The following is a 22,532-nucleotide window of genomic DNA, read 5'->3' on the forward strand; positions in this document are numbered from 1 at the left end:
CCACGCCGATTTCGCTGACGCCCCGATTGAAGGTCGCCACCAGGTTATTGACGCTGGAGGCCAGCGCATTGAGCTCTGGATCGGGAAATTCGACCTCCACCTGGCGAGAGAAATCGCCGGCGATCGCTGCATCCACCACCACGCCGAAGGCATTCTGCAATTCGCTCATCATCGCCTGGCGATTGGTCTGGTCGGCGATGATGCGGGCGGCTTCCGCCTCGGTCATCTGGCTGACCCGCAACCCGTTCTCGCGGAACACTTCCACGGCCCGGGCCATAGCGCCAATTTCATTGCGGCGCTGGCGATAAGGCACCTCAGCGTCGAGGGCGCCATCGGCGATGCGCTGCATCGCGCCGGCTATACGTGGGATCGGTGCAGTCAGGCGCCGCGACAGCATCAGGCTTATCCCGCCCAGAACCACCAGCAGGCCCGCGCCGATCGTCGCCATCATCGGCACCGAGCGGTTGGCCTGCGCTTGATCAAGCCCGGCATCATCGCCGACAAAGAAGGCACCGAGCAGATCGCCATTCAGGCTGGTGAATGGCTCGAACGCACCATGGAAATTAGTGCCCAGCAGGTCTGCATCGCCATAATAGGCGGTCGACGCACTCAGCGCCGCATAGGCCGGCGTCGCGGCATCGATTTCGAAATTGATCTCCCGCTTTCCATCCGCCGCGGCGAAGCTGGTGGATTTGGCGGTGAAGGTCTTGGCAGCTGCGTCGTACGCGAAGATGGCCACCGCACCGCCGGTTACCCGGCTGACCGAATCGACCGCCTTTGTGTCATGGAAGAACGGAAGGGCGTAGCCTTGGATCGCCGTCAACGCGCCATCGTCAGCCCAGGTTACGGCGGTGCCCGGCAAGCGCTGCTCCAGCACAGTGGCCGCGACCTTCATGGCCGAACGCTGCTGCGCTATCCCCCGCTCGACAGATTGTTGTCGCAGGGCAAGATAATTGCTGGCCGAGTACGCCAGCACGGTGATGAGAATACTCATCACCACCAGACCGGCAATCCCCGTGGTCAGTTTGATATTGCCCAACCCGTTTCCGATCCGTGCCAGCATAGCCTCGTCCCCTCGCTGTTCGATGTCCGTCCGACGCCGAAGCTCCCATTACGAAGCCAACATAAGCTGAGGGGTTTAACGTAGCGTTGATCTTGTATGGAAGTTCGACCCTGGGACTAGGCCGGAAGGCTCACCAAGCGTATGATCGTGTCATTGAACCTTCAGGCAACGCTGCCGAGACTGCCTCTCTCATTCGCAGCGATCAGCTGGGGGTTGAAAATTGCGCCCGAGTTCATCGCCACTTATTGAGCGGGCAAGGGGCTCTTGCGCCGATAATGGCATCATGCCAACAACCCCTTGAGGCCATGAAATGTCAGAGCATAAGCGTTACATCGCGACGCCTACGGGTTTTCTCATGGTGTTGCGCCAGGGTGACGACGTCTTCGTCTGGCTTGAAAGCCTGATGAGGGACGAGGCGATCCCCTCAGCGACAATTGTTGGCTTCGGCTTCGTTCACAAAGCGACTTTTGGCTTCTTCGACTTCGATAAAAAGCAGTATAGCCCGAAAACGATGGAAGACCTCGAGTTGACCAACTTCACCGGGACTTTGGCGTGGAAGGGCGGCACGCCGGCAATCCACGCTCATGGTGTTGCCGGCGACGACAGCTTTCGCACCTTCGGCGGTCACTTGCTGGCACTCGAGGTGGGACGCGGCTCTGTTGAGATCAGTGTGACGGTGCACCCGACCCGCCTGGAACGGATTGTTGATCCCACAATCGGCGCAAACGTGCTCCAACTGTAAACGGCAGCGTTCGTCGGGTCGGTCGCACTGGCTTGCAAAGTCCGGCTCAAGCGGGGCTGATAGGTGGCAACGATGGCTGCCCTCGTCGAGCGCGACTTTTGCACGTCTTCGGCTAATCCAGGCCGGAGGAGCCCAGGAAGCGTCAGGCGCAAAGGCGAGGGTCGGCACAGGAATTAGTGTCGCGTGCCGGGGCAGCGGAACGCCACCGCCGGCGATATCCGCTCCTGCCGGATGAGCTTCCGTCCCTCGGCCGGGCAGTGATGACGGGGGCTACGGCGTCGTCGCCTTCGCCGGCTACGACGGTGAAAGTCGTTGATCCGGAAATCCTGCATACCACTCCGCCGACATAGCCAAGGCGTTAGAGTGGGCGTGCACCGATCCCGAGCGAAAGATACCGGCAAACTCCCTACCGGTCGGGTTGCTCAGCGTCTCATATACCCGCAGCTTGTACAGGCGAGCGCCGCATTCGAGATGGAAGTTATGCAGCATGTCGAAGATGACGTTGCCCGTAGTAGTGATAAAGTCATTGTTCCATGACGCAGATGCCATGAGAAGCGGCGCTCTCAAAATTCCGTTGGGCATGGCGAATATTTAGTCGCCGTAAGACTTTAGGAGCCGCGTTGGCAGACAAGACCAGGGACAGACCGCCGGCGACCGAGTTCGCAAGCTTTATGGCCGAGCTGACCGAGCGTGAGAACCAGCTCAGCCGCCGCCTGCAGCAGGTGGCGCACTTCTTCGTCAACAATCCCGAGGACGTAGCGATCCACACCATCGTCGAACTGGCGCGCCAGGCCGGGGTGCAGCCCTCCACCATCACCCGCTTCGCCAAGGAAATGGGATTCGTCGGCTTCAACGGCCTGCAGAGCGTGTTCCGGCAGCGCCTGCTCGGACCGCGAATGACCTACGACCAGCGCATGAAGTCCTTCGCCGACGCGCCGCGGCCCACCAAATCCAAGGTGTTGCATCTGGACGAGCCGAGCCTGGTCTTCGACACCTTCGTGCAGGCCGCCATGGATACGCTGATCCGGCTGCGCGAAGACGTGGACCGGATCGAACTGCAGGGCTTTGTCGATGTGTTGGCGAAATCCGGCGCGGTGCACATTCTCGGGGCGCGCGGCGCCTACGGGGTCGCCACCTACTGCTATTACAGCCTGTCGCGCGTCGGCAAACGCGCCCACCTGATCGACAATGTCGGCTCGATGCGCGAGCAGCAGCTCGCCGCCGTCGATGCGAATGACGTGCTGTTGGTGCTGACATTCGACGACTACACCCCAGAAACCATCGAGATCGCCCAGGCGGCGCACCAGAAGGGCCGCACGCTCCTGGTGATCACCGACAACGAGCTCAGCCCGGTGGCCAGGCTGGGGACGCACACGCTGTTCGTCAAGGAAGCCCGGCTCGGTCACTTCCGCTCGCAGGTGCCCGCCATGGTGCTGTGCCAGTCGATCATCATCAGCCTGGGAAAGCTGATCGAGCGCGCCTAAAGCCTGGTCCAGGCGGAGCCCGCCAGGCTCGAATTCACCGCAGCCTCGATGAACCGCATGCCCAAGAGGCCATCCTCGACGCTCGGCACATGCCCGCTACTGCTGGCCCCCTCTCCGCGCCGCCGCCGCACGATCGCGTCGACCGTATCGCGGTAAAGATTGGCAAAGCCCTCGATATAGCCCTCGGGATGCTCAGACGGCATGCGCGACACGTTGGTCGAGGCTGGGCCGAGGCCGGGACCGCCCCGGACGAGAATGCGGGTCGGCTCGCCGAACGGGGTGAAGCGCATGATCTCGGGCTCGTGGCCCAGCCATTCGAGGCCCCCTTTGTCACCATAAAGCTTGAGCGCCAGGCGGTTGCCGCTTCCGGGCGAGACCTGGCTGGCGATCAGCACGCCGCGCGCGCCATCGGCGTAGCGCAGCAGCACATGGGCATTGTCATCCAGCCGGCGGCCGGGAACAAAGGTGGTGAGATCGGCCGCGACAGCCTCCGGCGCCATGCCGGTGACGAACTGCGCCAGGTTGAAGGCGTGCACGCCGATATCGGCAAGGCAGGCCGAGCGGCCGGCGCGCTTGGGATCGGTACGCCACTCCGCCTGCTTTTGGCCGTCGGCGTCAATCGGCTGGGTCAGCCAATCCTGGATGTATTCGACGCGGACCACGCGCAGTGTGCCGAGCTGGCCGGCCGCCACCATGGCCCGCGCCTCGCGGACCATGGCATAGCCGGTATTGTTGAAGGTCACGGCAAACACCAGGCCGGAGGCCTTGGCGAGGATGGCAAGCTCCTCGGCCTCCGCCAGCGTCGCCGATAGCGGCTTGTCGCAGATCACGTCGATGCCGGCGGCAAGGAACGCCTTGGCGACCGGCGCGTGCAGATGGTTAGGCGTCACGATGATCACGGCTTCGATGCCGTCAGGGCGCCCGGCCTCGCGCTCGGCCATTTCGGCAAAGCTCGAATAGGCGCGGTCCACGGCAATGCCGATATCGGCCGCGGAGAGGCGCGTGCGGTCCGGATCCGACGACAGGGCGCCGGCCACCAGTTCGGTGCGATCGTCGAGCCGTGCCGCCATGCGGTGCACGGCGCCGATGAAGGCGTCGCGGCCACCGCCGACCATGCCGATCCTCAGGCGCCGCGTGGCGCGGGCATCGCTGCGTGCATCAACCATTTTTGCCACTCCCTCGGCAGACAGCCTAGTCTAGATCAGCGCCGCAACGACTTCGATGGCTGGCGCGGCGCGCAACTGCCGGACGAAGTGGGCGAGCCTGGCTTTGACCGGCTCTTTGTCCACCAGGTCGGTGCCGAAAATATCCGCAAGCTTCAGCATTTCAACGACGAAACCCGCCGGATCGCTGCCATAGCGGCGACCGATCTCTGTGGTCACTGGAGCCTTGGGGTCGCGCACGTCGATGGGTTTGTGCTGCCAATGCAGGCCGCCGGCGTAGCACATCCACCCGGCCACGCCGAGCAGCAGGCCATCGGCTGGGCGACCGGAAGCGAGGCAGGCGCGGAGCGGCTCTAGCAGGCGCTGCCTGATCTTTTGCGACCCGTCGGTCGAAATCTGCAGCGTGCCGTGCTTGAGGTCGCCGTTTTTTAGGCGGCGGATCGATTGCTCGACATAGGCTGCCACGTCAATGCCGGAAACCTGGGGCAGTCCCGGCACGACTTCGTCCATGATGGTGCGGCGCGCGAACGTCTCGAATATCTCGCTGCCCATGACATCGAACATGAATTGCAAATCCGACAGCAGGCCGAGCTGGCACACATTGGATTGGATGCCGTTCAGAACCCGCATCTTGAGGATTTCGTACGGCCGCACGTCATCGACGATGAGCGCCCCGACCCGGTCCCAGGCCGGCATGGCGCAGCGATGCGTGTCCTCGATCACCCACATGCGGAACGGCTCGCCGACGACAAGGCCGAAATCGGCAATGCCGGTTTGCGCCGCAAAACGCTCGATATCGCCCGGCTGCGTCGCCGGCACGATGCGGTCGACCATGGTGTTGAGGAAATGCACGTCCCGGGCAATGCGGTCGCCAATCGCGGCGTCGACGCGCTGGGCCAGTCCGAGAACGGCTCGCCGCAGCGTCGCGCCATTGTCGGGCACGTTGTCGCAGCTCATGATCGCCGGCAGCTCGGCCCCGCGCTGCAACCGCAGCGTCAAGGCTTCGAGGATGAAACCGGGGACGGAGCGCGGCAGGCGCGGCTCGGCGATGTCGTGCACGATATCGGGATGATCGAGGTCAAGCTCGCCGGTTGCGGGGATGTGGCAATAGCCCTTCTCCGTCACCGTCATGGTGATCAGCCGGATGGCAGGATCGGCCGCGGCCTCAAGCGCCCCGCGTAGCGACAATCGATAGGGATCGTAGCTCTCGTCCAGCACCGAGATATGCGCGATTTCCGAGCCGACCAGGCGGCGATCAACGGCGCCGTCCTCGCGCAGTTCGCGGCAGAACAGGCCCGACTGGGCGCCGAGCGCGTTGGCGATATCGGGCGCGCGCAGATTGATGCCGACGATCCCCCAGTCGCCGAATGCTGCCTGCAGCGCATCGTCGGTCCACTCGGCCTGGTGGCAGCGGTGGAAAGCGCCGTCGCCAAGATGGACAATGCCCGGCTTGAGTTTCGTGCGGTCGTAGGCGGGGCGCTGCACCGATGCGGGCAGTTGCGCCGCCGTGGCGGGCGTCAGGCGCTCGGCACCCGAAAGCGACAAAATGCTCACGGGCCGCGTCGGGTCGGTGCGCCGACCACGCTCTGCTCAAGATCGACCAGGGCGCCGGTCATCAGGCCAGCGCTGTCGCTCAGCATGAACAAGGCGAGTTGGGCGACCTCGTCGTCCGCAAGCATGCGCCCGAGCGGCATGTTGGCCGCGGCCCGCGCGGCCCAGTCGGCACCCTTGCCGAGCGTAGCGCTCTGCATCTGGTTCTCGCCGGGGGTTGCGGCCCAGCCCATCATGATGCCGTTGACGCGGATCCGGTCGGCCAGATGCGCATTGGCGGCGTTGCGTGTCAGGGTTGTCAGGGCCCCCTTGGTGGCCGAATAGATGGCGAGCTCCGGCGCGCCGCAATAGGCGTTCATCGACAGGATATTGACGATCGCGCCGGGTGCTTTGCGGCCAAGCATGTCTCGGATGGCGGCCTGCATCAGGAAGTAGGGTGCCTTGGCGTTGACCGCGAAGAGCTTGTCCCACAGCTCGGCCGATCCATCGAGGAATGAGGCCCGGTCGGTGCGGCCCGCCGCATTGACCAGCGCGTCGATGCGACCGAACCACTTGATCGTCGCGGCAGCGACCGTTTCGGCGGCCTCTGCCTCTCCCAAATCGGCGGCAATGAAATCGACCGGGCATTGCTGGGTGCCGAGCTCTCGCGCCAGCGCCCTGCCTCGCTCGCCGTCACGACCGGTCAACATCACGCCGGCAGCGCCGCCGGCGACGGCCAGCCCGGCAACCTTGGCGCCGACGCCCTGCGTCGATCCCGTCACCAGCACAACCTTGCCGTCCAACCGAACGTCCATCTCATCCAACAAGAATTTCAAACGTCACAATATGGAATTACATTTCCAACGGACACTGTCAAACGCTGGCCGAACTCGGTCGGAAGCGGCCAACGGCCCGGAAGCGTTGGACTTTTCAGCCTAGCGTGCAAACGGGAAAAATAGAATATGCTCGATTGACGTGCTAAAAACCGCCATCCATATTGGCAGAAATGGAAATCCTATTCCGAAAGAGAAGGCCATAAGGCCTGGTGGAACAAGGAGCCAGGGAGGCAATGATGCAGCTCGGCATTCTGACCGCGCCTTTTGCGGAAACGTCGCTTGACGACGTGGCCGATTGGGCTGCGTCGGTGGGTTTTGAAGCGCTGGAGATTGCCTGCTGGCCGCGATCATCGGGCACCACCCGCCGCTATGCCGGCACTAGCCATATCGACGTCGCCAACCTGGGCGCCTCGGAAGCGAGGGACATCGTCGCCGCGCTGCAGGCCAGGAAGCTCGCCATTTCGGCGCTCGCCTACTATCCCAACCCGCTGCATCCCGACCTCGGCATCCGCCAGGCGGCGATCGAGCACCTCAAATCCGTCGTCACCGCCGCCAGCCTGATGGGCCTGCCCCTGGTCAATACTTTTGTCGGCGGCGATGCTGCGCAGAGCATCGAGGCCAACTGGAAAGAGGCCGAAAAGGTCTGGCCGGACATCATCGCCTTTGCCCGCGACAAGGGCGTGACCCTGGCATTCGAGAATTGCCCGATGCTGTTCAGCGCCAGCGAATGGCCGGGCGGTCACAATATCGCCTATTCGCCGCTGATCTGGCGGCGCATTTTCGAGGCCTGGGGGAGCGACGTGGGGATGAATTACGACCCGTCGCACCTGGTCTGGCAGATGATCGACGGCGCCCGCTTTATCCGGGAGTTCGGCGCGCGCATGCTGCATGTGCATGCCAAGGACCTGTTGATCGACCGCGATGGTCTCTACGAGCGCGGCATTATGTCGGCCGGCATCGGCTGGCAGGTTCCGCGCATGCCGGGGCTTGGCGAGGTGAACTGGACTGTGTTCTTCTCGGAGCTCTACCGGGCCGGCTATGACGGGTCGGTCATCATCGAGCACGAGGATCGGCAATTCGAAGGCAGCGACGACAAGGTCAAGCGGGGCTTCCTGCTCGCCCGCGACGTGCTGCGTCCACTGGTAAAATGAAATTCTGCAACGAGAGTCCATAAGGACCGCAGACAACAAGGGCCGGAAGGCCACAAAGGGAGAGGAAACCCCATGCGACTTGCAAAGACTTCAATCATCTCACTGCTCGCCGGCGCGGCCATTCTGGCGTCGTCCGGCATGGCTTTCGCCGCCGGCCCCTACACGATCGGTGTCTCCAACACCGTGCAGGGCAATGGCTGGCGCGAGGAAATGATCTGCGCCATCAAGGCCCAGGCCCTGGCCTCGGGCGACGTTGCCTCGCTCAACATCGCCCACCGCAACACCGATGCCGCTGGCCAGCTGGAAGACATCCGCAACCTGATCAGCGCCAAGGTCAACGCCATCATCGTCAATCCGTCGGATCCGGCGGGCATCGCGCCAGCCCTACAGGAAGCCGAGGCGGCCGGCATCACCATCGTGGTCGTCGACCAGTCGGTCACCGATCCCAATATCTACACCATCCAGAACAACCAGTCGGATTACGCCTATCTGGGCGCCAAGTGGCTGTTCACCCAAATGGGCGGCAAGGGCGGCGTGGTCTATATGCGCGGCGCTGCCGGCGCTTCGGCCGATACCGACCGCGACGCGGGCTTCAAGAAGGCGCTTGCCGAGTTCCCCGACGTCAAGGTGGTGAGCGAGACCTTCACCGGCTGGCAGCAGGACCAGGGCAAGCAGCAGATCCTCGACTTCATCGCCTCGGGCGTGCCGTTCGACGGCATCTGGACCTCGGGCATCGACAACGTCATCGTCGATGCGCTCACTGAATCGGGTGCCAAGCTCGTCCCCGTCGTCGGTGCCGACAATGCCGGCTTCGTCGAGCAGCTCAACACTGTTGCCGGCCTTTCCGGCGCTGCGGTGACCAATCCTGGCTCCGTCGGCGGCGCGGGCGTGACGCTGGCGCTGCAGGTGCTGGACGGCAAGCCCCCTGCCGAAAAGAGCAACTTCGTCACCCCAGTGCTGTGGGAAAACGTCACCCCGGAGGGCAAGGCCAATCTCCTGGCCGCCGCCGATCCGTCACTGAACAAGGAATGGCCGGTGTCGATCTCGATCCCGGACTGGACCACCTACACCAAGGAACAGATCGTCGCCTGCAAGGGCCCAGGCGAATAGACTCGATCCGCTCACACTCGTTGAGCGGGGACGCCGGTCAGGCACTGGCGTCCCCGTTCGCTCCCACGGATTTTTCCTCGCCATGCCGATGACGACGAGCCCACTCCTTGAAGCCAACGGCCTGGTGAAAACCTATGGCGCGGTGCGCGCGCTGCGCAATGCCTCCCTGTCCTTGCTGCCCGGCGAAGTGCATGCGCTGATGGGCGCGAATGGCGCCGGAAAATCCACCATGGTCAAGATCCTGACCGGCGCCCTGCGTCCGACCACCGGCAGGATTGCCATCCGCGGCGTGGAGCAGAAGGTCCGCTCGCCCGCCGATGCGCGGCGTGCCGGCCTGGTCTCGGTGTATCAGGAGCCGTCGCTGATCCCCGATCTCGACGTGCTGTCCAACCTGCGGCTGACCCGCACGCCGGTGGACGCGTTCCGCCACTGGGTTCACGAATTGGGCGTGCCCGATCTCGACCTGGGCGAGATGGCGCGCGACGTGCCACTGGCGATACTGCGCGTCCTCGATCTCGCGCGTGCTCTAGCCATCGAACCCGATGTCCTGCTGCTCGATGAAATGACCGCAGCCCTGCCGGCCAATCTTGCCGAAAAAGTGCTGGAAGTGGTGCGCAGGCAAACCCAGACCGGCCGCTCGGTGATCTTCATCTCGCACCGGTTCCTGGAAATTTCGGCGCTCTGCGACCGGGCCACTATCCTGCGCGACGGTGAGACCGTCGGCGTCGTCGATATCGGGCCCGATGTCGAAGACCGCATTGTGGAGCTGATGCTGGGCGAGCGCATCCTGCGCAAGCACGGCGCGGCCGTCGCCGCCGAGGCCCGGCCGCATGCTCAGGGCAAAACGCGCCTCAGCGTGAAGAACCTGCGCGTCGGCACCAAGCTCAACGACGTGTCGTTCGACCTGCATGACGGCGAGGTCGTTGGTGTGGTCGCCCTCGAAGGACAAGGGCAGGACGAGCTGTTCGCCGCGCTGGCCGGCTCGATCCGCCCGAGCGCCGGCGTCATCGAGGTCGAGGGCGAGGCGGTGAAATTCGGCAAGCCGCGCGACGCCATCGACCGGGGCATCGCCTACGTGCCGGGCGACCGCAGCGACGCCCTGCTGATGCACCGTTCGGTGCGCGAGAACATCGCCCTGCCCTTCAGCACCGGTGTGCGGCGCTGGGGCCCGATCAATATGAGCAACGAGCGCACCACCGTGCTGCGCGCCATCGAGCGGCTGCAGATCGACACCCGCGCCCAGGGCGAGGTGCGGCGGCTCTCCGGCGGCAACCAGCAGAAGGTGACGATCGCCCGCTGGATCGCCGCCGACGCCAAGACCATTCTGTGCTTCGACCCGACACGCGGCATCGACGTGCGCACCAAGACGCAGATCTATGCGCTGGTTCGCGAGTTGGCGGCACAGGGCAAGTCCGTCCTCTATTACACCTCCGAACTCGAGGAAATTCAGCTGGTTTGCGACCGGGCGGTGGCCATCTTCGGCGGCCGAGTCGTCGATGTACTGCCGGTCGAGATCGCCGACGAGCTGGCCTTGACGCGGGCCGCCTATGGCTTGCCGCGCGACGCCGCCGCCGCCGATCTCGGCATCCTGGCCGACCCGACCCGTCCGGGGGCCGCGCCATGATCGCCTTTTCGCTGCGGCAAAGCTGGGTGATCGGGCTGTTCGTACTGTTCGTCGCGCTGTTCGTCATCACCCGCTTCATCCAGCCTAGCTATGGTGCGAGGGACTTCGCCTCGCTGACGCAGGCCGCGCTGCCTTACGCGTTCGCGGTGGCGGCGCAGACCGTCGTCGTGCTGGCCGGCGGCATCGACCTGTCGATTGCCGCGATGATGGCCGTGACCAGCGTCACGGCGGCCCTGCTGATGAAAGACCAGAGCGCGGCATCGGCACTCTACGCCGTGCCGCTGGTCATCGCCTTTGGCTTCGCGCTGGGCGCGCTCAACGGCATTCTCATCACCATCAGCCGGGTGCCCGACATCGTCGTCACCCTGGCGATGATGTTCGTGCTGCAAGGCCTGGCCCTGCTCATCCTGCCATCGCCGGGCGGTGGCGCCGCCGATTGGCTGAAGGCGATGGTCGTGGGCTCACTGTCAGTGCCGGGCCTGCCCGAGGGCATATCGGCCTGGATACCGCACGCGCTGCTTCTGGTGGTCATTGCCGTGTGCTTGGTGTGGATTCCTCTCAAGCGTTCGCAACTCGGCCTCAGCATTTACGCGATCGGCAGCAGCGAGCTCGCCGCGTTCCGCAGCGGCGTTCCCGTGGCGCGCACCCGCATCCTCGCCTATGGCATCGGCGGCATCTTCGCCGCGCTGGGCGGGTTGACACTGACCATGAGCACCGGCATCGGCGCGCCGATACCCGGGCCCTACCTGCTGGCCAGCGTCGCAGCGGTCGTGCTCGGCGGGGTGGCGCTGACCGGGGGGCGCGGCGGACTGGTCGGCCCCATCGTTGCCGTGTTCGTCTTGCGCCTCGTGCGCACCGACCTGACCTTGCTGTCGGTCGATCCCAACGTTACCACCATCATCGAGGGGGTGATCATGGTCACCGTCGTCATGTTCGGCGCCTTGTTGGCCATGCGGGCGCGATCGACATGAGCGAGATCGCCGACACATCGCCGCAACCGCACCTGGGCCGACGCCTGCGCCGCCTCATGGCGGATCAGCCGATCATTCCGCTGATGGTGCTGCTGATCCTGCTTTGCGCGGTGCTGCAACTGCTCAGCCCCGGCATCATCAACCCCCTATGGGTTGCCAATACGATAAAGTTCGCCATTCCCTTGGCATTACTAGCGGGCGCCCAGACCTTGACCATGCTCACCGGCGGCCTCGACCTGTCGGTTGGCACCGTGGGGACCATGGCCGCCTTCATCATGGCGACGCAGATCGGCCACCACGACCCGGCAACGACGCTGGCGCTATCACTGCTGCCCGCAGTCTTGATCGGGCTTGCCAACGGCGTCGGCGTCGGCATTTTCCGGGTGCACCCCCTGATCATGACCCTCGGCACGGGCCTCGTCGGCTCAGGCATCCTGCAGGTCTATCAGCGCACCGTCATCGCCTCCGGCTCGGAAATCCCACCCTTCATCGTCTGGCTCGGCACCGGCCTCACCTACGGCGTGCCCAATGCGCTTCTGCTCTTCGTGCCGATCGCGGCGCTGATCATTTTCGTGCTGCGCCGCACAGGATTCGGCCGGCAGGTCTATGCCATCGGCGACAACGAGAAGGCGTCGCGTCTGTCGGGCTCGACCTATTGGCAAGTTATCCTGGCGCTCTACGTCGCCTCCTCGCTGCTCGCCGCCATTGCTGGCCTGCTCTATGTGGGCGTGATCCGCACCCCCTCGCTGACGCTGCTCGAGCCGCTGGTGCTGCCCTCGGTGGCGGCGACCATCATCGGCGGCACCTCGATCTTCGGCGGCCGCGGCAGCTACGCCACCGCCATCCTCGGCGCCCTCATCCTGCGCGTGCTCACGACGCTGCTGACCGTGCTGCAAATGCCCGAAGGATTGCGCCAGGGGCTGTTTGGCCTCGTGATCCTGCTCGTCACGGCCATCTACCTGAGGATAATCGAAGACAGTTAGCCGGTCGGACGCGTGGTGCTAACGGGTTGTCACGGCGCGGGATCGATAAATGCAGATTAGCCCGTCATCATTTCAGCAAGCAGGCATTGACGCCATGGGCGGTGGTGACGCCCGCTTGTGCGGGCCGCCTAGGCCAACCTGGCAGCAGCGTCCAGTCGATCGATCAACGTTGTGCTTGCTGCATTGAGTCCGTGTACCTGGACGGCGACCTTGTGGGTACGAAAGCGCTTAACGACCTTATCCAGTGCAGCAACGGCCGTGATGTCCCAGAAATGGGCATGAGTCACATCAATCTCGACGGACATACCATCGGCGGCCACAATGTCGAATGCGTCGATGAAGGCATCGGCCGAGGCGAAGAACACCTGCCCAGTGATCCGGTAAATGACGCGGGCATTCTCGTCGTCACGCTGGATTTCGACGTCGAGCAGTCGAGCCACCTTGAAGGCAAAGAAGACGCCGCTCAGCACGACGCCGACCGCAACGCCAAGAGCCAGATTGGAAGTCACCACGGTGACCAGCACCGTCAGCGACATCACGACACTGGAGGTTTTCGGGTGCACCACGACGGTGCGCAGGGATGACCAATCAAAGGTATCGATAGACACCATGACCATGATGGCCACGAGCGCAGCCACAGGAACCTCAGATACCCAGGGCTTCAGCACCACCATGAGCAACAGCAGAAACGCGCCAGCGAAAAGCGTGGAAAGGCGCCCGCGCCCCCCATATTTCACGTTGCTGACGGTCTGACCGATCATGCCGCAGCCGGCAATGCCGCCAAACAAGCTAGAGGCAACATTAGCAATGCCTAGGCCCGAACATTCGCGATTCTTCGAACTGGTCGTATCGGTCAAATCATCGACGACGCTGGCCGTCATCATGGATTCCAACAGGCCGACAATGGCGATGGCAATGGCAGGGCCGGCGATGATGATTAGCGTGTCGAGCGTCATCGGGACCGCAGGCCAGCTGAAGAAGGGCATACCATCCGGCAACCGTCCCAGCTCCGCGACAGTCTCGACAGGCAGATTCAGCACAGTGCAGACCACCGTCAGCACTAGTATGCACACCAGCGGCGAGGGTATGGCCGTAGTGATGCGGGGCAGCAGATAGATGATTGCCAGCCCAGCCGCCATCACCGCATAAGTCGGCCACGAGCCACCCAGGATGTGAGGCATCTGCGCCCAGAAGATCAGGATGGCCAGCGCGTTGACGAAGCCGGTGCGGACCGACTTGGAAACGAAGCGCATCAACACGCCCAGCCGCAGTATGCCGAACAGGATCTGGATCATGCCTGCAAGCACGCCGGCGGCGAGCAGGTAAGGCAGGCCGTGACTATGGACGAGCGGTGCGGCAACGAGGGCGACCGATCCGGCGGCCGCGGAAATCATCGCCGGGCGTCCGCCGGCAAAGGCGATCACGATGCCGATGATGAAGGAGGCAAAGAGGCCCACCTGAGGATCCACGCCGGCAACGAAGGAAAAGGCGATGACCTCGGGGATCAGCGCGAAAGTTGCGACAGCGCCGGCCAGCAGTTCACGCGTTGGGTTGGCGGCCCAATCGCGTCGGATGGATGAGAATTGCATAGGTGAAAATCTCGCAATGCACGGTGTGCCTGACGAAGAGGTCACATGATCCCGTACAGCATTTGCGCGGTCCGGCGGATTGGCGGCCGGAATAGCCACCCGGAGTTTCACCGGGTCCTGTCGAATGCGCTTCGTATAGAACAACGAGAGCGAACGCATCAATGGGCAAAATGGATCTTCATTTGATCAGGGCGACGTGCGTACAGGCCTCGGCAAACCGCCTGATACAATGACCTGGCTCGCGCCCCAAGTCGGACATTGAAACTGGAAGTTTCAGCCATTTGCCCAATGTGGTCACTCCTCCGAAGAAGCAGTAAATGTGCATTCTCCCACGCTTTCAGTGCTCGGTGACTCGCTCAAGGAACGGCCTTACCCAATAGGTCGGGGCCCCCCTCGTGCGGCGAACGAAAGTTGGGTGCCCGCCGTGGTAAAGTGAAACGCATTTGCCACTTTGCACCCTCCAGATTTAGCAACGCTACCTTTCGGGAACCGTCTCCGGCGGCGCGGCGTTTAGCGATAGGTGGCGGTCTGCCGTCAGGGATCGATCAACATGGTAGAGCGCGGAAACGAGGGCGATCGATATCGCCTCCTCGTCGACAGCATTGTCGATTATGCCATCTATATGCTCGACCCGACCGGCACGGTGGTAAGTTGGAACGCCGGCGCTCAACGTTTCAAAGGGTACGAGGCGTCCGAAATTGTGGGGCAGCATTTCTCCAAATTTTATACCGAAGACGACCGACGCTCAGGCCTTCCCCAACGCGCACTCCAGACAGCAATGGACGAAGGCAAATTCGAGCAAGAAGGCTGGCGTGTGCGCAAAGACGGCTCGCATATGTGGGCACACGTCGTCATTGATCCCATCCGGGACTCATCCGGCGTACTGATAGGTTTTGCTAAGGTCACTCGTGATCTATCCGAGCGCAAGGCCGCGGAAAAAGCGCTGCTTCAGAGTCAGGACCAGTTCCGCTTGCTCGTTCAGAGCGTAACCGATTATGCGCTCTACATGCTTACGCCGGAAGGCAACGTGTCGAGCTGGAACATCGGTGCGCAGCGCATTAAGGGGTATTCGGCTGAGGAGATAATCGGGCACCATTTTTCGCAATTCTACACCCCCGAAGACCGAGCCCAAGGCCTGCCGGAAAGGGCGCTCCAACTCGCACGTGAGGAGGGACGATTCGAGAGGGAAGGTTGGCGTGTCCGCAAGGATGGAAGTCGTTTTTGGGCGAATGTGATTATCGACCCCGTTCGTGATGCAAATGGCGTGTTAGTCGGGTTTGCGAAGGTCACACGCGACATCACTGAGAGGCAACAGACCCAGCAAGCGCTTGAACAAGCTCGAGAGGCGGCCTTTCAGTCACAGAAGACCGAAGCGCTTGGGCAACTGACTGGTGGCATCGCCCACGATTTCAATAATCTGTTGATGGTTATTCTCAGCAGTCTCGAGCTGGCGCAAAAGCGATTGCCAGACGATCCGAAGCTCAAGCGGCTCCTTGCCAACGCTCGGCAAGGCGCCCAACGCGGCGCCTCGCTGACACAGCGAATGCTCGCTTTTGCGCGAAAGCAGGAACTGAAGGCCGAACCCACAAACGTACCCCTGTTGGTTGGAGGTATGCTCGACCTGCTGGAGCGGTCCCTTGGTCCTTCTGTTGAAATTACCACAGAGTTTCCTCAAGACTTGCCTCTCGCACTAGCGGATGCCAACCAGCTAGAACTGGCAATTCTCAATCTGGCCGTGAACGCCCGAGATGCCATGGTCCGCGCCGGCAGAATAGCGATCGGCGGCAAGGCGGCCATCGTATCCCCTGGTGACGGCTCGGCGATGCTCCCGGGTTCATATGTGTGCGTGTCGGTGGAAGACAATGGCGCCGGCATGGACTCGCGAACACTGGCCCGAGCCGCGGAACCATTTTTCACCACCAAAGGCGTCGGGAAGGGTACGGGCCTGGGCCTGTCGATGGTCAAAGGAATGGTCGAGCAGTCCGGAGGACAGTTGCTTATTCGCAGCGTGGAAGGTAGCGGCACGACGGTGGAAATTTGGCTGCCTATTGCCAACCGCGATCCGACGTCTATGTCCGCCCAACGAAAAGACGATGTGGAAGAAGAAGGTCAGAGATCGGCAGTCATCCTTGCAGTCGATGACGATCCACTCGTTCTTGAGAATGTGGCTGACATGCTGGAAGACCTCGGATACCGCGTTCTCAAGGCCGCGTCAGGTCCAGAAGCTCTGAAGATACTCGCCGGGGATGCACAGGTCGATCTGGTTCTAACCGATCACGTCATGCCCATTATGACTGGTCTCCAGCTCGTTGATCAGATGCGAGATTTTCGACCGCGCCTGCCCGCTCTCCTGGCGAGCGGCTACGCCGATATGAGCCCCAGCGCACCTTCCACGATTGCACGCCTGACCAAGCCATTCCGCCAGGCCGAACTCGCCCGCGCGGTCTCTACTGCACTGGCGTAAATGCGACTTTGATCAACCGCGTTCCGAGATCAAGCACCTCCGACGCCTGCCGAAACCCCAACCTCGGGCAGAGGTTGGGGCTGGGCTGGGGCTACTCTCTGCGTGGGACCATAGCACCGCAGGCAGCGGTGCGTCCGACAGCGGTCTTGCGTTCGGCAGAGCGATCGGCACCAGATTTTCAATGAACGCCCCATCCGCTGGCGCAGTCTGGGGCGCGCCGCAGGAAGGGTGTGATAACAACCAAACGGCATAAAAACAACGATCTAGCAGTTCTTTAGGTTCCTTCACGTTTCATTTCATCTCCGCCGCCAAGCCCTGCAAAGCGACTGCTCCGGCGCACGACCGTGGCTGATCTCGCCATGAGGTCAGACGTCTCAGCAAACGTGGTCGGCCGTCTCGAACGTGGAGATACCGGTGTTGCCCTTGCCACCAAGCGAATACCAAAGCGCGGCCGGACCCTAACCACTCGAGTACGCAAAGGCGAAGCGACGGAACCCCGGCGGCATCGGAATCTAAATTTGACATCGACCCAGACGGGATGGCGTTCTGATCCACGGCGGCCGCACAGCGGTTTCAAAGGCCTTGCTTCCCGAGCAATCAGGAGTCCGTTTTGTGCCCAGCTGTTGCGACATCCGTAGGCAGACGCGAACGTTGCTGACGGCACGGCGCGTGGAAAACCGTGGCACGCCAAGATATTCCTCGCTGACCCGGTTAAAGAGGGAATTTGGGCGAAACGATATGCTTTTTGGGAGAAATTGTGCAATTGGATCAAGGAGGTTTAAGGTGGTTGGGCGAAACTAATCGTTCGCCGAAAGTAGGAGAGAATTGGTTTCGGCTAACCCCGTTATTTTCTACCCACAATTTGAAATAAGCGATTGAAATTTCGGCGTATTTTTCGGGGCCTTGTGCTGCACCGCGGTGTTCCCCGGCTGTTGTTCGGGATAGACTGAGCGCCAACCGAATAATCGAGGATGTCGCCAATGGGATGGGAAGCACTTGGACATTGGGGTAAGGACGTCTGGCGTATTGAGCCACTCCTTGGCGGCTCTGTTAACGATGTGTGGAGTGTGCATGTCGATGGCCATCTCGCGGTTGCTCGTCTTGGCACGAGGAGCAACGCCGATCTCGCCTGGGAAGCCGAACTCCTGCAGCATCTCGACCGTGAAGGCCTGACAGTACCAGTCCCGATTCCCACAATGGATGGCCGACTGTTCGTCGACGGTCTGATGGTAATCAAATATATGAAGGGCGGGCCTCCTGAGACGGAAAGCGACTGGCGCCGCGTGGCCGATACGCTGCGTGAACTGCACAGGTTGACGCAAGGATGGGCGCAGCGCCCAGGCTGGCGGTCCTCGAGCGACCTTCTCCAGGCCCAGACCGGAACGAAGATCGACCTCGCCGCGATGCCACAGGAAGCCGTTGTTCGGTGTCGAGCGGCGTGGGCACGACTTGCTGGACGTTCGACTTGCGTTGTCCATGGCAATCCCGACAATCCCGGCAATGTCCGCATCACCGCAGACGGGGTTGCATTGATCGACTGGGATGAGTCGCACGTCGATGTCCCTGACCTCGACCTGGTGCTGCCCCATAACGCCGCCGGTCTCGAAGGCATTGCATACGATATTGCTTCCCAAGCATCGGCCGCTTGGGAAGCTGCGGTTTGCTGGAAAGATGAATATGCCGTCAGACGGCTCTCCGAAGTTCGTGCAGCACCCGCGGAAGGGAAATTCTAACGACTGGAAGGTACCCCCAAAGCGGCGGCCCGGCGAACTGTTAGTGACCCGCAATGACGGACGTCGCCGTACAGGCAGGCGACTGTCAATCGCTGGACACCTCGGGCCATATCAGGATCAGTTCGTCAATTTCCAGATCAAATGACGCGAGGCGTGGGTCGTCCGACTGGATCTTCTTCAGACCATAGAGCGGGTGATCGGTGCGCATACCTTGAGGCGCAAACATGACAATAGTCACCTTGCAATCGCCCCTGGGCAGCCAACCGAGCATTGAAAACGTGGTTCCCGTTTCCTGCCAGAAGCCGGTCAGGGTCACCGGCCCGCCGTTTATCTCGGTCAGCTCGTTTAGGCGCGTGCCAATTTTCAGGCCCCCGACCGTCCAAAGGCTGTTTCGCCCTTTCACGGTCAGCGCGGTTATGCGTCCCGTACCGTTGCCATGTGCATCCCCTGTTTCGATGCGTGCATTCGGATCGTCGGGATAGAGCACCAGACTATCACCGGACTCCCCGGAGAGATCGGCGACTTCCATAATCCTCGCCTGGGACTGGTACCGCGTCAGCAGGCTCTCGCCTGTATCGTTGCTGGAATACGGCCCTTGGCAGGTCAGGTCGCCGCCAGCCGGCAAGCTTTGGGCAAGCGACGGGCCGGTACCCCACAGGACGGTAGCCAGCACCATCCCAACCAGAAGCACCGGTGAAAGTCGCATACATAATTCCTTCGTGTTCCGCGTGGAGCGGACAGCCTTGGTCCGACGGTAGCGTGCCGGTAATCAGCATTGCGCTCGTATAGCTTTGCCGCTGAACCGCATCTGAATGGAGGCTCCACCATGAACGTGCGGCGTGTTCGCAGTTCCGTGGGTTGGCGACACCCACGGGCGTAGTGTTGTGGTAGCACTGCCTCGGCCACATGTTGAGCACAGAAGGGAAATGTTGAAGAACGCGGCTTGATGGGCGATAAGCCCAATTCTGTGGGTCGGCGCTCACTCCCCTTGATCGCCAATTTCGCCGGCCGTGCGACCCGCGGCATATAGGAGAGCCGTTTTGGACATGAAAACCATCACCGTGGGCTACGGAGATGTGACCAAGGTGCAGATCGGCCCCGGCCTTCCGCTGGTTTTTCTCGGCGGGCCCTGTGCCATCGAGAGCCGCGACCATGCGTTCAAGATGGCGGAAGCCATCGCCGAAATCACGCAGCGCGTCGGCATACCCTGGATCTACAAGTCCTGTTACGACAAGGATTGCCGCTCTTCACCCGACAGCTTCCATGGCCTGGGCATGGACGAGGGCCTGACGATCCTGTCCGATGTTCGCAAGGAATTCGGCGTTCCGGTGGTGTCCGATTTCTCCGACCCGTCATGGGGCCCGGCCACTGGCGAAGTCTGCGACCTGGTGCAGATCCCGGCCTATCTCTGCCGCCAGACCTCGATCCTGCGTGCGGCTGCTCTGACCGGCCGGCCGGTGCATATCAAGAAGGGCCAGTTCATGAGCCCGTGGAACATGAAGAACTCGGTGCGCAAGCTCGAATCCTTCGGTTGCCACGACATCATGCTGGCCGATCGCGGCACGTTCCTCGGCTACAATATGCTGGTCAACGACATGACCAGCTTCCCCATCATGGCGCGCACCGGCTATCCGGTGTGCTTCGATGCGACCCACTCCATCCAGATGCCGACATCCATGGGCGATATCTCGGGCGGCCAGCGCGAATTCATCCCCTATCTGGTCCGCGCCGCGGTCGCCTGCGGTATCAATGCGCTGTTCATGGAAACCCATGATGATCCCGACAATGCATTGTCGGACGCCAATACCGTTCTCGACATAAAGTATCTCGAGAACGTTTTGCGCCAGGCCAAGATCATGCATCAGGCGCGCTTGGACATTCTTGCCGAATTCGGCGAGGACAAGGTCCACCCAAACGGCTGAAACTTCGCATACGGACCCGAGTTCACGACAGGAGCAGACGATGCAGGACGCCCGCAATCTTCGTGTCAAGGATGTTGCCTTGCCACTGGACCGCTGTCCGGTTCTGGCGCCGACCGCGTTCTTCAAGACCGCCCTTGAGGCCATGGGGCGCAGCCGCCTCGGTATCGTTTGCGTGGTCGATGCGGAGGGTATTCTGCGGGGCATTGTCACCGACGGCGACATTCGCCGCCAACTGCTCAAGATGCAGAAGCCGTTTTCGGCCTTTTTTGGCGATGACGTCATCGAGCATACCATCCCCCATCCGACAACTGTCGGACCAGATGTACCCCTGCTTGATGCCGTGAACTTGATGGAAGAAAAGCTGGTCTGGGATTTACCGGTCGTTGATGCCGGCGGCAAGCTGGTCGGCCTGCTGCATCTTCATCCCATCGTGAGGCTGTTGGTCAACCAGCAGGACGGGTAGCGTTTCCCATCGGAGGGCGTCGCCTTGACGCTCCGGCGCGACCAATTGCGACTTGTACGGCCCGGGTCAAATTGCTAGGCACACCCATCTTAACCATCTCGGTCACAGGATATTTCCATGTCGTATCAATTGGCCTTGGAGCGGCGCAAGGCGCTCAAGAGCAAGCTGCGCAATCGCGAGCGCGTGTTCGGCGGCTGGGTGTCCTATCCCGATCCGGGCATTACCGAGACCTTTGCGAAGGCGGGTTTCGATTTCATCGCCATCGACATGGAACACACCACCATTTCGCTGGCGGAGGCCAGGCAGATCATCACCTCGTGCCATGCCGAGGGCGTGACCTGCCTGCCGCGCCCGGTGTCGCACAACAATGATATCATCAAGCCGCTGCTGGAAGCGGGCGCCGATGGCATGATCATCCAGATGGTCGAGACCGCCGAGGAAGTGCGTCGCCTGATCGACATCACCAAGTTCCCGCCGAATGGCAAGCGCAGCTATGGCGTCAACCGTGCCCATGGCTATGGCTTCGATTTTGACGACTACATCACCGATTGGAACGACAGCTCGTCGCTGATCCTGCAGGTGGAATCGATCAAGGGCGTCGACAATATCGACTCGCTGGTCGCCTTCGACGAGGTCGATGGCGTCATGGTCGGACCGTACGACATTTCCGGCTCGCTCGGCGTACCCGGCCAGACCAACCATCCGTTGGTCCGCGAGGCCGCGCGCAAGGTGGTCGAGGCCTGCGCGCGCGCCGGCAAGAGCGTCTGCACGCAGATCGCCAATGTCACGCCCGAGGCGGTCGATGACGCGTTCGCCCAGGGCTACACATACGTCATCCTGGGTTCGGACCTGTTCGTGCTGACCAATTGGGCGCGGCAGACCGCCGCAGTCGTCAATCAGTTCAGGAAGGCCTGACCCATGAACCAGTTCACGTCCGACCTGTTCAGTGTCGAGGGCCGTGTTGCCGGGGTCACCGGCGGTGGCGGGCATTTGTGCGGCGAGATGGCACGCGGCCTTGGCAAGGCCGGCGCCAAGGTCGTGGTCATGGATCTGCGGCTGGAAAAGGCCGAGGCCGTCGCCCAGCAGATCAACGATGCCGGCGGTCAGGCCATTGGCGTTGAACTCGACGCAACCAAGAAAGACAGCTTCAAGGCGGCCCTGGATCAGGCCGTTGCGGCGTTCGGACCCATCGACATCTTTGTCAATGGCGCCGGCATCAACAGTTCCACCCCGTTTTTCCAGATGGAACTGTCCGAGTGGAATGCGGTGATGGATTCGCAGATCACCAGCACCTTCCTCGGCTGCCAGGTGATTGGCGAGCACATGGTCGGCAATGGTCGCGGCTCGATCATCAATATCTCCTCGGCCTCGGCCGGCCCGCCGCTGTCCAAGGCCTTCCCCTATTCGGTCGCTAAGGCCGGCATCAAGAATTTGACGCAGAACCTGGGGCGCGAATGGGCGCTGCAGGGCGTTCGCGTCAACGCCATCCGCCCGGGGTTCTTCCCCACCGACTGGAACCGCAAGAACTTCATCACGCCCGAGCGGGAAGCCGCGATCCTGGGCCACACGCCGATGAAGCGTTATGGCGAAGTCTCCGAACTGATCGGCGCGCTAATCTGGCTCGCCTCGGATGCTTCGGGCTTCGTGACCGGCGCCGAAATTGCCGTCGATGGCGGCTATTCCGCGATGACCATTTAGGTCGCC

General features: G+C 62.3%; 19 protein-coding genes, 1 pseudogene and 1 other annotated feature. Of the genes and pseudogenes, 13 read left to right on the forward strand and 7 right to left on the reverse strand.

Annotated elements, in window-relative coordinates:
• Positions 1 to 1,063: Cache 3/Cache 2 fusion domain-containing protein (locus JWR51_RS17620; RefSeq protein ID WP_299750471.1), on the reverse strand; the 1,063-nt coding region annotated here is incomplete at its 3' end.
• A 310-nt stretch (positions 1,064 to 1,373) separates the two neighbouring features.
• On the opposite strand from JWR51_RS17620, the gene JWR51_RS17625 reads away from it, so the two are divergent.
• Positions 1,374 to 1,805: a PPC domain-containing DNA-binding protein gene (locus tag JWR51_RS17625; protein WP_299750474.1), complete on the forward strand. Its 432-nt coding sequence runs from the start codon at positions 1,374 to 1,376 to the stop codon at positions 1,803 to 1,805.
• 345 nt (positions 1,806 to 2,150) lie between these two features.
• Here JWR51_RS17625 and JWR51_RS17630 read toward each other — a convergent pair.
• A pseudogene (locus JWR51_RS17630) lies at positions 2,151 to 2,345 on the reverse strand (manganese catalase family protein); the annotation flags it as partial.
• An 80-nt stretch (positions 2,346 to 2,425) separates the two neighbouring features.
• On the opposite strand from JWR51_RS17630, the gene JWR51_RS17635 reads away from it, so the two are divergent.
• Entirely contained in the window at positions 2,426 to 3,289 is an 864-nt protein-coding gene (locus JWR51_RS17635) for a MurR/RpiR family transcriptional regulator (protein WP_299750477.1), read from the forward strand.
• Here JWR51_RS17635 and JWR51_RS17640 read toward each other — a convergent pair.
• The 3 genes from JWR51_RS17640 to JWR51_RS17650 are packed head-to-tail and all read right to left on the reverse strand — an operon-like array spanning position 3,286 to position 6,797.
• Positions 3,286 to 4,455, reverse strand: a complete 1,170-nt coding sequence (locus JWR51_RS17640; protein ID WP_299750480.1) for a Gfo/Idh/MocA family oxidoreductase — start codon at positions 4,453 to 4,455, stop codon at positions 3,286 to 3,288. The genes JWR51_RS17635 and JWR51_RS17640 overlap by 4 nt on opposite strands.
• Before the next feature lie 30 nt (positions 4,456 to 4,485).
• On the reverse strand, positions 4,486 to 6,006 hold the full coding sequence (locus JWR51_RS17645) for a mannitol dehydrogenase family protein (protein ID WP_299750483.1): 1,521 nt from the start codon (positions 6,004 to 6,006) through the stop codon (positions 4,486 to 4,488).
• The gene (locus JWR51_RS17650; protein ID WP_299750486.1) at positions 6,003 to 6,797 is read right to left on the reverse strand and encodes an SDR family oxidoreductase; all 795 of its coding nucleotides are present in this window, start codon (positions 6,795 to 6,797) and stop codon (positions 6,003 to 6,005) included. The genes JWR51_RS17645 and JWR51_RS17650 overlap by 4 nt, the downstream gene beginning before the upstream one ends.
• A 257-nt stretch (positions 6,798 to 7,054) precedes the next feature.
• On the opposite strand from JWR51_RS17650, the gene JWR51_RS17655 reads away from it, so the two are divergent.
• The 5 genes from JWR51_RS17655 to JWR51_RS17675 all read left to right on the forward strand — a co-directional run bounded on the left by JWR51_RS17655 (position 7,055) and on the right by JWR51_RS17675 (position 12,657).
• On the forward strand, positions 7,055 to 7,969 hold the full coding sequence (locus JWR51_RS17655) for a sugar phosphate isomerase/epimerase (RefSeq protein WP_299750489.1): 915 nt from the start codon (positions 7,055 to 7,057) through the stop codon (positions 7,967 to 7,969).
• Between the two features lie 72 nt (positions 7,970 to 8,041).
• Positions 8,042 to 9,079, forward strand: a complete 1,038-nt coding sequence (locus tag JWR51_RS17660; protein WP_299750492.1) for a substrate-binding domain-containing protein — start codon at positions 8,042 to 8,044, stop codon at positions 9,077 to 9,079.
• An 88-nt stretch (positions 9,080 to 9,167) separates the two neighbouring features.
• Positions 9,168 to 10,703 (forward strand): sugar ABC transporter ATP-binding protein, encoded by a 1,536-nt coding sequence (locus JWR51_RS17665; RefSeq protein WP_299750697.1) that lies wholly within the window; start codon positions 9,168 to 9,170, stop codon positions 10,701 to 10,703.
• On the forward strand, positions 10,700 to 11,674 hold the full coding sequence (locus JWR51_RS17670; RefSeq protein ID WP_299750494.1) for an ABC transporter permease: 975 nt from the start codon (positions 10,700 to 10,702) through the stop codon (positions 11,672 to 11,674). The genes JWR51_RS17665 and JWR51_RS17670 overlap by 4 nt, the downstream gene beginning before the upstream one ends.
• Entirely contained in the window at positions 11,671 to 12,657 is a 987-nt protein-coding gene (locus JWR51_RS17675; protein WP_299750497.1) for an ABC transporter permease, read from the forward strand. The genes JWR51_RS17670 and JWR51_RS17675 overlap by 4 nt, the downstream gene beginning before the upstream one ends.
• Before the next feature lie 128 nt (positions 12,658 to 12,785).
• Here JWR51_RS17675 and JWR51_RS17680 read toward each other — a convergent pair whose 3' ends face one another.
• Positions 12,786 to 14,246: a SulP family inorganic anion transporter gene (locus JWR51_RS17680; RefSeq protein ID WP_299750500.1), complete on the reverse strand. Its 1,461-nt coding sequence runs from the start codon at positions 14,244 to 14,246 to the stop codon at positions 12,786 to 12,788.
• 65 nt (positions 14,247 to 14,311) lie between these two features.
• Positions 14,312 to 14,367: a sequence feature (sul1 is cis-regulatory element that is thought to sense ions involved in sulfur or methionine metabolism; They are found in Alphaproteobacteria), on the reverse strand.
• A 429-nt stretch (positions 14,368 to 14,796) separates the two neighbouring features.
• Here JWR51_RS17680 and JWR51_RS17685 point away from each other — a divergent pair.
• Both JWR51_RS17685 and JWR51_RS17690 read left to right on the forward strand, forming a co-directional pair.
• On the forward strand, positions 14,797 to 16,710 hold the full coding sequence (locus tag JWR51_RS17685; RefSeq protein WP_299750502.1) for a PAS domain-containing sensor histidine kinase: 1,914 nt from the start codon (positions 14,797 to 14,799) through the stop codon (positions 16,708 to 16,710).
• Positions 16,711 to 17,690: 980 nt separating this feature from the next.
• Positions 17,691 to 18,443, forward strand: a complete 753-nt coding sequence (locus JWR51_RS17690) for a phosphotransferase (RefSeq protein ID WP_299750505.1) — start codon at positions 17,691 to 17,693, stop codon at positions 18,441 to 18,443.
• A gap of 85 nt (positions 18,444 to 18,528) precedes the next feature.
• Here JWR51_RS17690 and JWR51_RS17695 read toward each other — a convergent pair whose 3' ends face one another.
• Positions 18,529 to 19,149, reverse strand: coding sequence for a hypothetical protein (locus JWR51_RS17695; protein WP_299750508.1), 621 nt, complete (start codon positions 19,147 to 19,149; stop codon positions 18,529 to 18,531).
• A 340-nt stretch (positions 19,150 to 19,489) separates the two neighbouring features.
• On the opposite strand from JWR51_RS17695, the gene kdsA reads away from it, so the two are divergent.
• The 4 genes from kdsA to JWR51_RS17715 all read left to right on the forward strand — a co-directional run bounded on the left by kdsA (position 19,490) and on the right by JWR51_RS17715 (position 22,526).
• Entirely contained in the window at positions 19,490 to 20,365 is an 876-nt protein-coding gene (gene kdsA, locus JWR51_RS17700; protein ID WP_299750511.1) for a 3-deoxy-8-phosphooctulonate synthase, read from the forward strand.
• A gap of 40 nt (positions 20,366 to 20,405) precedes the next feature.
• Positions 20,406 to 20,828: a CBS domain-containing protein gene (locus JWR51_RS17705; protein WP_299750514.1), complete on the forward strand. Its 423-nt coding sequence runs from the start codon at positions 20,406 to 20,408 to the stop codon at positions 20,826 to 20,828.
• A 117-nt stretch (positions 20,829 to 20,945) separates the two neighbouring features.
• Positions 20,946 to 21,743 (forward strand): aldolase/citrate lyase family protein, encoded by a 798-nt coding sequence (locus JWR51_RS17710; RefSeq protein WP_299750517.1) that lies wholly within the window; start codon positions 20,946 to 20,948, stop codon positions 21,741 to 21,743.
• A gap of 3 nt (positions 21,744 to 21,746) precedes the next feature.
• The gene (locus JWR51_RS17715; RefSeq protein ID WP_299750519.1) at positions 21,747 to 22,526 is read left to right on the forward strand and encodes an SDR family oxidoreductase; all 780 of its coding nucleotides are present in this window, start codon (positions 21,747 to 21,749) and stop codon (positions 22,524 to 22,526) included.
• Positions 22,527 to 22,532 lie beyond the last annotated feature (6 nt).

The sequence above is a fragment of the Devosia sp. genome, assembly GCF_028290625.1.
Lineage (GTDB): Bacteria > Pseudomonadota > Alphaproteobacteria > Rhizobiales > Devosiaceae > Devosia.

Bases quoted from the DNA above. Each gene is read 5' to 3' on its own strand.
- JWR51_RS17665 (WP_299750697.1), top strand. From the start codon at position 9,168: ATGACGACGAGCCCACTCCTTGAAGCCAACGGCCTGGTGAAAACCTAT.
- kdsA (WP_299750511.1), top strand. From the start codon at position 19,490: ATGAAAACCATCACCGTGGGCTACGGAGATGTGACCAAGGTGCAGATC.
- JWR51_RS17695 (WP_299750508.1), bottom strand. From the start codon at position 19,149: ATGCGACTTTCACCGGTGCTTCTGGTTGGGATGGTGCTGGCTACCGTC.
- JWR51_RS17690 (WP_299750505.1), top strand. From the start codon at position 17,691: ATGGGATGGGAAGCACTTGGACATTGGGGTAAGGACGTCTGGCGTATT.
- JWR51_RS17680 (WP_299750500.1), bottom strand. From the start codon at position 14,246: ATGCAATTCTCATCCATCCGACGCGATTGGGCCGCCAACCCAACGCGT.
- JWR51_RS17625 (WP_299750474.1), top strand. From the start codon at position 1,374: ATGTCAGAGCATAAGCGTTACATCGCGACGCCTACGGGTTTTCTCATG.
- JWR51_RS17640 (WP_299750480.1), bottom strand. From the start codon at position 4,455: ATGGTTGATGCACGCAGCGATGCCCGCGCCACGCGGCGCCTGAGGATC.
- JWR51_RS17660 (WP_299750492.1), top strand. From the start codon at position 8,042: ATGCGACTTGCAAAGACTTCAATCATCTCACTGCTCGCCGGCGCGGCC.
- JWR51_RS17715 (WP_299750519.1), top strand. From the start codon at position 21,747: ATGAACCAGTTCACGTCCGACCTGTTCAGTGTCGAGGGCCGTGTTGCC.
- JWR51_RS17675 (WP_299750497.1), top strand. From the start codon at position 11,671: ATGAGCGAGATCGCCGACACATCGCCGCAACCGCACCTGGGCCGACGC.
- JWR51_RS17710 (WP_299750517.1), top strand. From the start codon at position 20,946: ATGTCGTATCAATTGGCCTTGGAGCGGCGCAAGGCGCTCAAGAGCAAG.
- JWR51_RS17705 (WP_299750514.1), top strand. From the start codon at position 20,406: ATGCAGGACGCCCGCAATCTTCGTGTCAAGGATGTTGCCTTGCCACTG.
- JWR51_RS17685 (WP_299750502.1), top strand. From the start codon at position 14,797: ATGGTAGAGCGCGGAAACGAGGGCGATCGATATCGCCTCCTCGTCGAC.
- JWR51_RS17650 (WP_299750486.1), bottom strand. From the start codon at position 6,797: ATGGACGTTCGGTTGGACGGCAAGGTTGTGCTGGTGACGGGATCGACG.
- JWR51_RS17670 (WP_299750494.1), top strand. From the start codon at position 10,700: ATGATCGCCTTTTCGCTGCGGCAAAGCTGGGTGATCGGGCTGTTCGTA.
- JWR51_RS17655 (WP_299750489.1), top strand. From the start codon at position 7,055: ATGCAGCTCGGCATTCTGACCGCGCCTTTTGCGGAAACGTCGCTTGAC.